This window comes from Streptomyces sp. NPDC030840, from assembly GCF_055572015.1.
Window position 1 is genome coordinate 196316 of the sequence record NZ_JBVIEE010000006.1, and the last position, 12353, is coordinate 208668.

Consider the following 12353-nt stretch of genomic DNA (forward strand, 5'->3'; position numbering starts at 1 on the left):
GTGCTCACGGCCGGGGATTGGTGCGGTGCCACCGTGGGCGCGCGTCACTCCCACGGCGTCCGGCGACGGAGGCGCAGCGCGGGCACTGGCGCTGGACCCGGTCGGCCGCGCCGCCGGACTCCGGGAAGGTGTCCAGCCAGGTGACGTGCGGGAAACGGGCCAGCTGGGAGCGGCTGAGGGACAGACCGCAGACGGTCTGGTTCAGGCCCGGCTCCCAGGCATGTACCTCACCGGCGGGCAGACGACGGCCGTCCTCCTCGTCGGTCCACTGTCCGGACGCGGCGACGGCGTACCGTGTGGCGCGTGCCATGTCGTACCCGGGCCGCCGGTCAGCCGGCCGCGTTGTCGACGCGCAGCCGCACCTGTTCCTCCAGGCGCCGAAGGCTGGTGTCCAGGGCGTCCCGCACGGCTTCGCCGCCCGGATCGTGGCTGTCGTCGAGGAACGACAGGTGCACCGTCACCTCACTGGCTCCGCTGCCGATGCCGGCGACCTGGAGCCAGCCGGTATAGCTGCCCTGCTCCCGTGTGCCCCATTCGAGCCGCATCTGGTCACGCTGGGCGCGCAACAAGGCAGGGGTGTCCTCATCGGTGCGGTCCTCGTGCACGGTGACGGCGGGAAGATCCCCGGCGTGCACGTGCAGGTCCTGCGGGAGCCAGGTCTCCAGCTGGTCGACATGGGCGGCCTGGTCGAAGACGTGTTCGGGCTGTGCGGGCATCGTGCGCGAACGCTCGTACTCGGTCATCGCGGTACTGTCCTCGGCTCGGTGTCGTACAGCGGAACGCCCGGGCGGCAGTGCCCGGCGTTCCGGTCCATGGGCGCGGAGCCGCGTGGACGCGCCGGGTACCCAGCGGCTCGGGCCCTGAATCCGTCCCGCTGCCTCGTAGGGCGCCCGGCGGGCACGGAGTCGGACAACCGGCCGGAGACGATGCCTGTGGCTGCGCGACCACGCGCAGCCGACCGCGGCTCGGGCCGGGGCTCGCGTGTCAGAATGAAGGCGCCTGTTCCGTCCTGCCGTCATCGAGGTCGCTCCGTGTCCCAGCCCGCCGGTCGCGTGCCGCAGCGACGCAACGCACGGTCCAACCGGGCGCGCATCCTGGCCACCGCGCGCCAGGAGCTCGGGCGGAACCCCGACATCACCCTGGAGGAGCTGGCCCGCGCCTCCGGTGTCGTCCGGCGCACCCTTTTCGGGCACTTCCCCGGACGGGCGGCGCTCCTGGAGGCGCTGGCCGAGGAGGCCGCCGAGGCTCTCCGGGCCGCCGCGGCGGTCGGAGGGAGGACGACGGGGCGCTCGGAGCGGGCGCTCGCGCACTTCTCGCTGTCGATGTGGCCGGTGGGTGACCGTTACCGGATGCTCCTGGCGCTCGCCCGGCGGGACCTGGGTATGGAGCGCGTCGCGGAGATCCTGGAGCCCGCCCGTGTCAAGGTCGCGGCCATTCTGGAGCAGGGGCAGCGGGAGGGCGTCTTCCACTCCCATCTGCCGCCCGCGGTGCTGAGCGCGGGTCTGGAGGCGATGACGGTGGCCCTGCTGGAAGAGGTCAACACCGGGGCGCTGGAGGACGACGGCACGCGGGTGGCCGTCGCCACGCTCATCGCGGCCGGTGTGCCGGAGAAGCAGGCGCGCGTCGTGGTCGACGAGGTGGCCGCCACGGCCGCCGCGGAGGCTGCCGCCGACGACTGAGCCCGCGGCAGGCCGAGCCCGCGGCACGGCAACGGGAAGGCACGAATGGCACGAAGGGACGGTGCCGGGCGTCCCCTCCCGGCACCGTCCGGGGCCGTGCGCCGCTCAGGCACGGCCCGTCCTGAGAGGAGGCGGGAAACGCGTTCCCGCGTCCGGTCGGCGGCCGTGGGCCGCGTCCACCTCGTGGGCTCAGGAGGTGCCCACGGTCTCGGTCTCCTTCGAGGTGTCCACCGTTTCCCGCTGGTCCTCCTGGCGGTGCTCGCCGGTGTGCCTGCGGCCGGGCAGGACGGCGATGACGATCATGCTTCCGGCGGCCATGATGATGCCGCCGATGAGGCTGGTGTGGGCGATGGCGTGGGCGAAGGACTCGTGCACCGCTTCCACCAGGGCCTGGGCCTGCTGGGCGCCGCCGCCCGGAGTCCTCGCGACCTCCTCGGCGACCGCGAGGCCGCCGCCCACCGAGTCCTTGGCGGTGTCCATCGCGGAGGCCGGGAGGTGGCCGCCGACCAGGCCGGTCAGCTTGTCCTTGTAGGACGTGGCGAGGAGCGAGCCGAGGACGGCGATGCCGAGGGAGCCGCCGAGTTCCAGCGCGGTGTCGTTGGCGCCACCGCCGACGCCCAGCTCGGACTCGGGGAAGGAACCCATGATGGTGTCGGTGGCCGGGGACAGGCTGAGGCCGATCGCGAAGCCCAGCAGCACCATCGGCGCCAGGAAGTCCGTGTACGTCGAGCCCGTGCCGACCCGGGTGAGCAGGAAGACACCCGCCGTGCCGAGGACCATGCCGATGCCCACGACCGCCTTCACACCCAGCCTCGGCGCCAGCTTCGCGGTCACCGCGGCGCCGGCGAAGACGGCTCCGGCCAGCGGCAGCAGTCGTACGCCGGTCTCCAGGGCGTTGTAGCCGAGGACGAACTGCAGGAACTGGGTGGAGTAGTAGATCGAGCCGAAGGTGCCGAAGAAGAAGAACAGCACCGCGAGCATCGAGCCGCTGAAGGGACGCTCGGTGAACTTGCGCACGTTCAGCATGGGGTTGGGGTGGCGCAGTTCCCAGGCGACGAAGGCGAGCAGACCGACACCGGCGACGACGGCCGCGGTGATCGGGCCGGTGCCCCAGCCGAAGTGCGGGCCCTCGATGGTCGCGTAGACCAGGCAGCCGACCGAGACGATCGACAGCAGACCGCCGGCATAGTCGATCCGGCCCATGCCCGCGGCCTTGGACGGCGGCACCAGGAGCAGTGCGCCGACGACGCCGGCCACGGCGATGGGGACGTTCGTCAGGAAGGTGGAACCCCAGGCGTGGTCCTCAAGCAGCCACCCGGCGGCCAGGGGGCCGGCGGCGATGGCGAGGCCGGAGGTGGCGGACCACGCGGTGATGGCCTTGGCGCGCTCAGCCCTCGGGAACATCGCGACCAGCAGCGACAGTGTGGCCGGCATGACCACGGCGGCGCCGACGCCCATGATCGCGCGGGCGGTGATGACCAGGCCGGTCTCGTCGACCAGGCCGCCCATCACCGAGCCGCCCGCGAAGACCAGCAGGCCCACTATGAGGGCGCCGCGGCGGCTGTACTTGTCGCCGATCGCGCCCAGCACCAGCATCAGCGCCGCGTAGGGGACGGTGTAGCCGTCGATGACCCACTGCAGGTCACTGCTGGACAGGCCCAGGTCCTTCGTCATGTCCGGCGCCGCCACGATCAGTGACGTGTTCGCCATGACCACGATCAGCAGGCTCAGGCAGAGCACGAGCAGGGCCCACCAGCGCCGCGGATAGGGCTTTGTCATCTTCTCGACGGGTGTGTTCAGAAAGAGCGGCAACGGAAACTCCTCGGCTGAGGGTGATGCGGAGGCTTTGGGGGCAGGGGCGTCGGCCATGGGTCGGCGACGCACCGGGGCACTTAATTGCCCATCCGTGTGCAGGCTAGTTTATTGCCCGCTGGTGTGCAAATATTGGGGTTGCCCTCCCACCGCCGACCGGAGGCCCCGCCATGACCCCCGCACGCGTCGCAGGCCCGCAGGGCCGCACCCGGACCCGCCTCACCCGGGCCCGCATCCTCGAGGCGGCCAGGCGGGAACTCGGCCGTGACCCCGACAGCAGCCTCGGTGACATCGCCGAGGCGGCGGGCGTGGTGCGGCGTACCGTCTATGGGCACTTCGCCGGCCGGGCCGCGCTCGTGGAGGGGCTGGTGGAGGACGCCGAGCGGGCGTTGCGGGAGGTGCTGGCGGTCCCGGAGGTGCCAGGACCGGACGCCGTCACGGCCCTGGCGCGCTTCGTGCTCGCCGTGTGGCCCGTCGGTGACCGCTACCGCATGCTGCTCGGCCTCGCACCCCAGGACCTCGGCGCCGGGCGGGCCGACGAGGTCCTCGCCCCCGCGCGCGAGACGATGGCGGAGATCATCGCCCAGGGCCAGCGGCAGGGGGTCTTCCAGACCGGCGTTCCGCCCGGCCCGCTGAGCCGGGCGCTGGAGGGGTATCTGCTGGGGCTCCTGGAGTGCGTGAACGCCGGGACCTGGACGGACGACGGCACCCGCGCGGCGGCCGCCACGCTGGTCGCCGTTGGCGTGGATCGGGAGCTCGCCGCCGCGGAGGTGCGCGCGGCGGTTCGCCGGTAGTGCCGTGGTGTGTCGTGGTGTGTCGTCGTTGTGCTGCGCTGGCGCCCGCTTCACCGGCCGCGCGTCGCCTTCCGCCCGAGCCCGTCGTCCGTGTGGACGCGGATGGTCGGCGGATGGTCAGGAGGTCGGGGAGGGGGCGCCGGGCGACGTCGTGGACGTCGTCCGGCGGGACGCCCGGCATTGTCAGTGAGGCGCTCGTCATCGGCGCGGAGGAACTGAACGCGGCTACTGGATGCCGCTGTTCGTGGTCCCGGCGGCCGGGGTGACGCTGGACGACGGCCTGCGCGAGCGCATCCGTGATGCCATCCGCACCGGCGCCTCACCCCGCCACGTCCCCGACGAGATCATCGAAGTGCCGGGCATCCCGCACACCCGCACCGGCAAGAAGCTGGAGGGCCCCGTCAAGCGCATCCTCCAGGGCGGAACAGGTCGCCCATCCCGCGACGGTGGACGTGCCCGACCTCATCGGCCACTACGTCCGCATCGGCGCCGCACACCGGGAGCGTTCGGCATGACGACCGCGCAGACCACCCTCGCCGTCGCGCTGTCCCTGGTCTTCGCCGCGTAGGGCCTCGCGAAGATCGCCGCGGTGCCGTTCACGCGCCGGACGGCGGCGCATCTCGGCATGTCACCGGGCCGGCACCGCGTCATCGGCTCCCTGGAGGCGGCCGGTGCCGTCGGTCTCCTCCTCGGCCTGGCGTCAGCCCCGCTCGGGGTCGTCGCCGCGACCGGCCTGGCGCTGCTCACGGCCGGGGCGGCGGCCCACCCGCGCCACGGCGACCCGCCCCTGCGAGCCCTGCCCGCCGCCGTACTCGCCCTGCCGGCGATGGCCCGCGTCGGCGCGGCGGTCGCGGCCGGCTGACGTCCCGGGCCCCGGCCCCTTCCGCTTCGCCTCGTGGGAAGTTCTCCTGCCGGCGCGTAACGTGAGGCACCATGAAGATCCTCATCAGCGCCGACATGGAGGGCGCCACCGGCGTGACCTGGCCGGCCGATGTGCTGCCGGGGACACCGCAGTGGGAGCGGTGCCGGTCGATGTTCACCTCCGACGTGAACGCGGCGGTGCTCGGCTTCTTCGACGGCGGGGCGGACGAGGTGCTGATCAACGAGGCGCACTGGTCGATGCGCAACCTGCTCCTCGAGCGTCTCGACGAGCGGGCCGAGATGCTGACCGGACGTCACAAGTCCCTGTCCATGGTCGAGGGCGTGCAGCACGGGGACGTGGACGGCATCGCGTTCGTCGGCTACCACGCGGGCGCGGGCATGGAGGGCGTCCTCGCCCACACCTACCTCGCGAACCAGATCACCGGGGTGTGGATCAACGACGTACGCGCGAGCGAGGGGCTGCTGAACGCGCACGTCGTCGCCGAGTACGGCGTCCCGGTCGTCCTCGTCACCGGCGACGACGTGGCGTGCGAGGACGCCCTCGGCTACGCGCCCGAGGCACTCAAGGTCGCGGTCAAGGACCACGTGTCGCGGTACGCGGCCGTGTGCCGGACACCGGCCAGAACGGCCGCCGACATCCGCGCGGCGGCCAAGGAGGCGGCCCGGCTGGCGGTGCGTCACGACCCCGTCCACGGCGGGCCGTTCACCGTGGCGCTGGAGTTCGACGCCGAGCACCTGGCGATGGCGGCGACCGTCGTCCCGGGCGTGGACCGGATCGGGGAGCGGAAGGCCGCCTACACCAGCGCGACCATGTACGAGGGCATTCGCACGTTCAAGGCGGTCACCACGATCGTCTCGGCCGCCGTGGAGGAGCAGTATGGCTGACAACACGCGACGACAGGTCGACCAGCAGGCGCTCGACGAGGTCGTGCGGTTCACCTCCGACCTCATCCGCATCGACACCACCAACCGCGGCGGCGGGGACTGCCAGGAGCGCCCGGCCGCCGAGTACGCCGCCGGGCAACTGGCGGGTGCCGGTCTTGAGCCGACGCTGCTGGAGCGCACCAAGGGGCGCACGAACGTCGTCGCGCGTGTCGAGGGCACCGACCCGTCCGCCGGCGCGATGCTCGTCCACGGTCACCTGGACGTCGTGCCCGCCCGGGCGGAGGACTGGACCGTGCACCCGTTCTCCGGTGAGATCCGCGACGGCGTCGTCTGGGGCCGGGGCGCGGTCGACATGAAGAACATGGACGCGATGATCCTCGCCGTCGTGCGCGCCTGGACGCGCCTCGGGGTGCGGCCCCGGCGTGACATCGTGATCGCCTTCACCTCCGACGAGGAGGCCAGCGCCGAGGACGGCTCCGGGTTCCTCGCCGACCGGCACGCCCCGCTGTTCGAGGGGTGCACCGAAGGCATCAGCGAGTCCGGGGCGTTCACCTTCCACGACGGCGCGGGCCGGCAGATCTACCCCATCGCGGCGGGCGAGCGCGGCACCGGCTGGCTGAAGCTCACCGCGCGCGGCCGGGCGGGCCACGGCTCCAAGGTGAACAACGCCAACGCCGTCACCCGGCTGGCGGAGGCCATCGCGCGCATAGGCGCCCACGAGTGGCCCGTCCGGCTCACCCCGACCGTGCGCGCCTCCCTCACGGAGCTCGCCGCGCTGTACGGCATCGAGCCCGACCTCGGCGACGTCGACGGACTGCTCGACAAGCTCGGCCCGGCCGCCGCGTTCGTCGAGCCCACGGTCCGTAACAGCGCCAACCCGACCATGCTGAACGCCGGTTACAAGATCAACGTGATCCCGGGGGAGGCCGTCGCGTACGTGGACGGCCGGTATCTGCCCGGCGGCGAGGACGAGTTCCGCACCACCCTGGACGAGCTCACCGGGCCCGACGTGGAGTGGGAGTTCCACCACCGCGAGGTGGCCCTCCAGTCGCCCGTGGACTCGCCGACGTACGCGCGGATGCGGGCCGCCGTCGAGGAGTTCGCGCCCGAGGGCCACGTGGTGCCGTTCTGCATGTCGGGCGGCACGGACGCCAAGCAGTTCTCCCGGCTCGGCATCACCGGCTACGGCTTCACCCCGCTGAAGCTGCCGGAGGGCTACGACTACGGGGCGATGTTCCACGGTGTCGACGAGCGCGTACCGGTCGAGGCACTGCACTTCGGGGTAGAAGTCCTGGACCGCTTTCTGCGGACGGCCTAGGACCACACGACCGAAATGGGGGATCAGGTGCACACGCTGGCGTACGGTTCGTGGCCCTCGCCGATCGACGCGAGGCTCGCCGCCACGCACGACGGCCACGCCGAGTTCGTGGGCTTCGTCGGCGAGGAGGCCTGGTGGACCGAGCCGCGGCCCACCGAGGGCGGCCGGCGCACCCTCGTCAGACGCCGGGCCGAAGGCACCGAGGAGTCGGTGCTGCCCGCGCCGTGGAACGTGCGCAGCCGCGTCATCGAGTACGGCGGACAGCCCTGGGCCGGAACGGTACGGGACGGCGAGCCCCTGGTGGTGTTCGTGAACTTCGCCGACCAGCGGCTCTACCGGTACACGGCGGACGGCGAGCCGCAGCCCCTGACCCCGCTGTCCCCGGTGGGCGGCGGCCTGCGCTGGGTGGACCCCCTGCTCCGGCCCGACCGGGACGAGGTGTGGTGCGTCCTGGAGGAGTTCACCGGCGACGGCCCCACCGACGTACGGCGCGTCCTCGCCGCCGTACCCCTGGACGGCTCGGCGGCCCAGGACCAGGACGCCGTACGGGAACTGACCGACGCCCGCCACGGCTTCGTCACGGGCCCCCGCGTGTCACCCGACGGGCGGCGCGCGGCCTGGCTCGCCTGGGACCACCCGCGGATGCCCTGGGACGGCACGGAACTGGTCGTCGCCGACGTGACCGAGGACGGCGCGTTCCGGGAGCCGCGGACCGTGGCGGGCGGCCCGGAGGTGTCCATCGCCCAGGTGGACTGGGCCGCCGACGGCACCCTCGTGTACGCGGGCGACCGAACGGGCTGGTGGAACCTGTACGGAGTGGGGCAGGACGGCCGGGAGAGAGCCCTCTGCCCGCGGGACGAGGAGTTCGGCGGGCCGCTGTGGCAGATCGGGCTGCGCTGGTTCGCCCCGCTGGAGAACGGACTGATCGCGGTCGTGCACGGGCGCGGCGCCACCGTGCTCGGCATTCTCGACCCGGAGACCGGCGAGGTCGTCGACGCGGCCGGCCCCTGGACGGAGTTCGCACCGTCGCTCGCCGCGCACGGCAGCCGCGTCCTCGGCATCGGGGCGAGCCCCCGCAGCGCCTACGAGGTCGTCGAGCTGGACGCCGTCCCCCACGCTCGAACGAGCTCGCGCGGGGGCACCCCCATCGGCCACGCCCGGGTGATCGGTGCCGCGCACGACGACCCGGTGGACCCGGCGTACTACCCGGAACCGCAGATCCGCACCTTCCACGGACCCGCAGGACGCGAGATCCACGCGCACGTGTACCCGCCGCACCACCCGGACCACGTGGCACCCGGCGACGAACTGCCGCCCTACGTGGTGTGGGCCCACGGCGGCCCCACCAGCCGCGCCCCGCTGGTCCTGGACCTGGCGATCGCCTACTTCACCTCCCGCGGCATCGGCGTCGCCGAGGTCAACTACGGCGGGTCCACCGGGCACGGCCGGGCCTACCGCAACCGGCTGCGCGAGCAGTGGGGTGTCGTCGACGTCGAGGACTGCGCGGCCGTCGCCCTCGCGCTCGCCGACGAGGGCACCGCCGACCGCGCGCGGCTGGCCATCCGGGGCGGCAGCGCCGGCGGCTGGACCACGGCCGCGTCCCTCGCCACGACCGACGTCTACGCCTGCGGCACGATCCTGTACCCGATCCTCGACCTCACGGCCTGGGGCTCGGGGGAGACCCACGACTTCGAGTCGCAGTACCTGGAGACCCTGGTCGGCCCGCTCGCCGAGGTGCCCGCACGGTACGCGGAGCGCTCGCCCGCCGAGCACGCCGAGCGGGTCACCGCGCCGTTCCTCCTCCTGCAGGGGCTCGACGACGTGATCTGCCCGCCCGCGCAGTGCGAGCGGTTCCTGGCGAGGATGGAGGGACGGCGCGTGCCCCACGCGTACATCGCGTTCGAGGGCGAGGGGCACGGATTCCGGCGGGCCGACACCATGGTGCGCGTGCTGGAGTCGGAACTCTCCCTGTACGCACAGGTCTTCGGCCTGAACCCACCCGGAATCCCCACCCTGGAGCTCGCCAAGTGACACCACCGAACCCCCAGGCCCCCCTGGCCCCGCTGACCCGGCCCGCGCGCCTCGCCTCCGGAGCCCGCGTGGCGGTCGTCGCGCCCAGCGGACCGGTGCCCGAGGAGCGGTTGAGCACCGGGCTCGACCTCCTGCGCGGCTGGGACCTGGACCCCGTCGTGGCGCCCCATGTGCTCGACCGGCATGCCCGGTTCGACTACCTCGCGGGCACGGACGCCGACCGGGCCGCCGACCTCCAGGCCGCCTGGTGCGACCCGTCCGTGGACGCCGTGCTGTGCGCCCGCGGCGGCTACGGGGCGCAGCGCATGGTGGACCTGCTCGACTGGGACGCGATGCGGGCCGCGGGCCCCAAGGTGTTCGTCGGGTTCAGCGACATCACCGCGCTGCACGAGGCGTTCGCGACCCGCGCCGGGCTCGTCACGCTGCACGGGCCGATGACGGCGGGCGTCGACTTCCTCAAGAACGCACGGGCCCAGGAGCATCTGCGGGCCACGCTCTTCGAGCCGGAGACGGTACGGACCATCGCCCCCGCCGGCACGACCGCGCTGGTGCCCGGGCGGGCCCGGGGCGTCCTGCTCGGGGGCTGCCTCTGCCTGCTCGCCGCCGAACTGGGCGGCCGTCACGCCCGGCCCTCGGCACGCGGAGGGCTGCTCTGTCTGGAGGACGTCGGCGAGGAGACGTACCGCCTCGACCGCTACCTCACCCAGCTGCTGCGCGCGGGGTGGCTCGACGGCGTCAGCGGGATCCTCCTCGGCTCCTGGGCCGAGTGCGCTCCGTACGACGAGGTGCGCGCCCTGCTCACCGACCGGATCGCGGGGCTCGGAGTTCCGGTCGTGGAGGAGTTCGGGTTCGGGCACGGGGAGGGAGCACTGACGATCCCGTTCGGAGTGAGCGCCGAACTGGACGCGGACGCGGGCACCCTGACGCTGGACGAGCCGGCACTGGTGTGAGCCGCGAGCAGTCGCCGACGGGACCCTCCTTCACCGAATCTCCCTCAGGAAACGCACGAACCGGTGATTGACCCTTCCTCGCCGGTGTCACAACATGACTACCGACAGTTACTGACTGGTTGGTAGTCGCGTGTCCTCTGCGTGGAGGTCCTCGTGTCCCGTCGCCGCACTCGTGCGTCCAGAACCCGATCCCTGCTCACCCTCGTTCTCGGCACGGCGCTGACCGTTCCGCTCCTGACCGCGGCGCCCGCACCGACGGCCGGTCAGTACACCGTCACCCCGCTCAGGTTCACCGTCCAGGCAGGCGGCCGGACCTGCGCGATCGACGCCGACCTCTACCGCCCGGCGGGCGTGGACCGCGCCCACCGGGCGCCCGCCGTGCTCGCCACCAACGGCTTCGGAGGCAGCAAGTCGGACGGCTCGACCGACGCCATCGGCAAGGCGTTCGCGGCCCGGGGCTACGTCGGACTCGTCTACTCCGGCCTCGGCTTCGGCCGGTCAGGCTGTCTGATCTCCCTCGACGACCCGCGTGTCGACGGCGCGGCGGCCTCCCGGCTCGTCGACTTCCTGGCGGGCACGCGAGCCGCCGACGACGGTACGAAGGCCGACTTCGTCACCCGGGACGGCGAGAAAGACCCGAGGGTCGGCATGATCGGCGCGTCGTACGGCGGCGCCGTGCAACTGGCGACGGCCTCCGTCGACCACCGCGTCGACGCGCTCGTCCCGCTGATCACCTGGAACGACCTCGTCTACTCGCTCGACCCGAACAACGCGGCGGGTGCCGCCGCGGTGCCCGGAGCCTTCAAGTGGCAGTGGACCAACGGCTTCTACCTGATGGGAGAGGGCCAGCCGCTGCTCGCGCCGAACCTCGACCCGTCCCGCGTCAACTCCCTGCGCTGTCTGCACTTCGTGAGCCGGGCGTGCGAGACGATCCGGACGCTGAACTCGGGGAGCTACCCGGCGGACCGGACCAAGCGGCTCCTGGCGTACGCCCGCAGCGTGTCCCCCGTCTCCTACCTCGGCAAGGTCAGGGCGCCGACCCTTCTGGTCCAGGGCCAGGCGGACAGCCTGTTCAACCTCAACGAGGCGACGGCCACGTACCGGACGCTCACCGCGCAGGGCACCGAGGCCAGGATGATCTGGCAGTCGTGGGGCCACAGCGGCGGCGGAACCAACCCGGCGGCCGGCGAACTCGACCTGGCGCGGGGCAACCTGGAGACCAGTTACGTCGGCCGCCGCATCCTCGCCTGGTTCGACCGCCACCTGCTCCGCCGCCCCGTCGACACGGGACCGGCGTTCGCGTACCACCGGGACTGGATCACGGACCCGGGGCGCACGTACGCGACGGCCGCCCAGGTGCCCGCCCTCACCGAGACCCTGTACCTCTCCGGGGACGGCACCCTCGTCGACAGCCGCGAGAAGGTCACCCGGGGCAGCCGCTCCTACACCAACGGGCCGACGCCGACGAGCCATTCCGAGAGTTCCCTCGCCGGGCAGCTGGGCCTGCCCGATCCGGCGCCGTACGACACGCGGGGGACGTATCTCGCCTGGACGACGAGTCCCCTCACCGCACCGGTCGACGTCGTGGGCGCGCCACGGGCCACGCTCCGGGTGACCTCTCCGGATGCCGAGCGGGTGCAGGGCTCGGGGGACGCGGCGGACAGGCTCGTGCTGTTCGCGAAGCTGTACGACGTCGCGCCCGACGGCACGCAGACCCTCGTCCGCCGGCTGGTGGCACCCGTGCGCGTGCCGGACGTCACCAAGCGGTTCACCGTGTCGCTGCCGGGCATCGTGCACCGGTTCGAGGCGGGGCACCGGCTGCGGTTCGTGGTCGCGGCCAGTGACGACGCGTACATCGGCAACCGCGGCACCAAGCGGGTCACGGTCAGCAGCACACCTGAGGACACGGGGCTGCTGCGGCTGCCGGTCGTCCGCTGAACTCCGGCCCGGAGGCCCTCGCCGGGCTCTAGGCCGCCGGCTTCCGGGCCGAAGGTTTCCGGGC

The 12353-nt window shown here is 72.9% G+C and carries 11 protein-coding genes and 1 pseudogene; 9 read left to right on the forward strand and 3 right to left on the reverse strand.

Annotated elements, in window-relative coordinates; genetic code table 11:
* Window positions 1-4 precede the first annotated feature (4 nt).
* A complete protein-coding gene (locus tag ACZ49J_RS16075; RefSeq protein ID WP_467453051.1) occupies window positions 5-310 on the reverse strand; it encodes a hypothetical protein in 306 nt (101 codons plus the stop codon).
* A gap of 19 nt (window positions 311-329) precedes the next feature.
* A complete protein-coding gene (locus tag ACZ49J_RS16080; RefSeq protein ID WP_467453049.1) occupies window positions 330-743 on the reverse strand; it encodes an SRPBCC family protein in 414 nt (137 codons plus the stop codon).
* A gap of 288 nt (window positions 744-1031) precedes the next feature.
* Between ACZ49J_RS16080 and ACZ49J_RS16085 the strand changes: the two genes are divergently transcribed.
* The gene (locus ACZ49J_RS16085) at window positions 1032-1679 is read left to right on the forward strand and encodes a TetR family transcriptional regulator (RefSeq protein WP_467453048.1); all 648 of its coding nucleotides are present in this window, start codon (window positions 1032-1034) and stop codon (window positions 1677-1679) included.
* Between the two features lie 189 nt (window positions 1680-1868).
* Here ACZ49J_RS16085 and ACZ49J_RS16090 read toward each other — a convergent pair whose 3' ends face one another.
* Window positions 1869-3491 (reverse strand): MFS transporter, encoded by a 1623-nt coding sequence (locus ACZ49J_RS16090; RefSeq protein ID WP_467453046.1) that lies wholly within the window; start codon window positions 3489-3491, stop codon window positions 1869-1871.
* Between the two features lie 170 nt (window positions 3492-3661).
* Between ACZ49J_RS16090 and ACZ49J_RS16095 the strand changes: the two genes are divergently transcribed.
* The 8 genes and pseudogenes from ACZ49J_RS16095 to ACZ49J_RS16130 all read left to right on the forward strand — a co-directional run bounded on the left by ACZ49J_RS16095 (window position 3662) and on the right by ACZ49J_RS16130 (window position 12289).
* Window positions 3662-4285, forward strand: a complete 624-nt coding sequence (locus ACZ49J_RS16095) for a TetR/AcrR family transcriptional regulator (protein ID WP_467453045.1) — start codon at window positions 3662-3664, stop codon at window positions 4283-4285.
* 182 nt (window positions 4286-4467) lie between these two features.
* Window positions 4468-4800 (forward strand): annotated as a pseudogene (locus ACZ49J_RS16100) (AMP-binding enzyme); the annotation flags it as partial.
* Window positions 4801-4865: 65 nt separating this feature from the next.
* Window positions 4866-5147, forward strand: a complete 282-nt coding sequence (locus ACZ49J_RS16105; RefSeq protein WP_467453250.1) for a DoxX family protein — start codon at window positions 4866-4868, stop codon at window positions 5145-5147.
* Window positions 5148-5218: 71 nt separating this feature from the next.
* The gene (locus ACZ49J_RS16110) at window positions 5219-6052 is read left to right on the forward strand and encodes a M55 family metallopeptidase (protein WP_467453044.1); all 834 of its coding nucleotides are present in this window, start codon (window positions 5219-5221) and stop codon (window positions 6050-6052) included.
* Window positions 6045-7370, forward strand: coding sequence for a M20/M25/M40 family metallo-hydrolase (locus ACZ49J_RS16115; protein WP_467453043.1), 1326 nt, complete (start codon window positions 6045-6047; stop codon window positions 7368-7370). The genes ACZ49J_RS16110 and ACZ49J_RS16115 overlap by 8 nt, the downstream gene beginning before the upstream one ends.
* 15 nt (window positions 7371-7385) lie before the next feature.
* A complete protein-coding gene (locus ACZ49J_RS16120) occupies window positions 7386-9401 on the forward strand; it encodes a dipeptidyl-peptidase 5 (RefSeq protein ID WP_467453041.1) in 2016 nt (671 codons plus the stop codon).
* A gap of 23 nt (window positions 9402-9424) precedes the next feature.
* Window positions 9425-10351 (forward strand): S66 peptidase family protein, encoded by a 927-nt coding sequence (locus ACZ49J_RS16125; RefSeq protein WP_467453249.1) that lies wholly within the window; start codon window positions 9425-9427, stop codon window positions 10349-10351.
* Window positions 10352-10492: 141 nt separating this feature from the next.
* The gene (locus ACZ49J_RS16130; protein ID WP_467453040.1) at window positions 10493-12289 is read left to right on the forward strand and encodes a CocE/NonD family hydrolase; all 1797 of its coding nucleotides are present in this window, start codon (window positions 10493-10495) and stop codon (window positions 12287-12289) included.
* The last annotated feature ends 64 nt before the right edge of the window (window positions 12290-12353 follow it).

Bases quoted from the DNA above. Each gene is read 5' to 3' on its own strand.
- ACZ49J_RS16095 (WP_467453045.1), top strand. From the start codon at position 3,662: ATGACCCCCGCACGCGTCGCAGGCCCGCAGGGCCGCACCCGGACCCGC.
- ACZ49J_RS16120 (WP_467453041.1), top strand. From the start codon at position 7,386: ATGGGGGATCAGGTGCACACGCTGGCGTACGGTTCGTGGCCCTCGCCG.
- ACZ49J_RS16115 (WP_467453043.1), top strand. From the start codon at position 6,045: ATGGCTGACAACACGCGACGACAGGTCGACCAGCAGGCGCTCGACGAG.
- ACZ49J_RS16080 (WP_467453049.1), bottom strand. From the start codon at position 743: ATGACCGAGTACGAGCGTTCGCGCACGATGCCCGCACAGCCCGAACAC.
- ACZ49J_RS16075 (WP_467453051.1), bottom strand. From the start codon at position 310: ATGGCACGCGCCACACGGTACGCCGTCGCCGCGTCCGGACAGTGGACC.
- ACZ49J_RS16110 (WP_467453044.1), top strand. From the start codon at position 5,219: ATGAAGATCCTCATCAGCGCCGACATGGAGGGCGCCACCGGCGTGACC.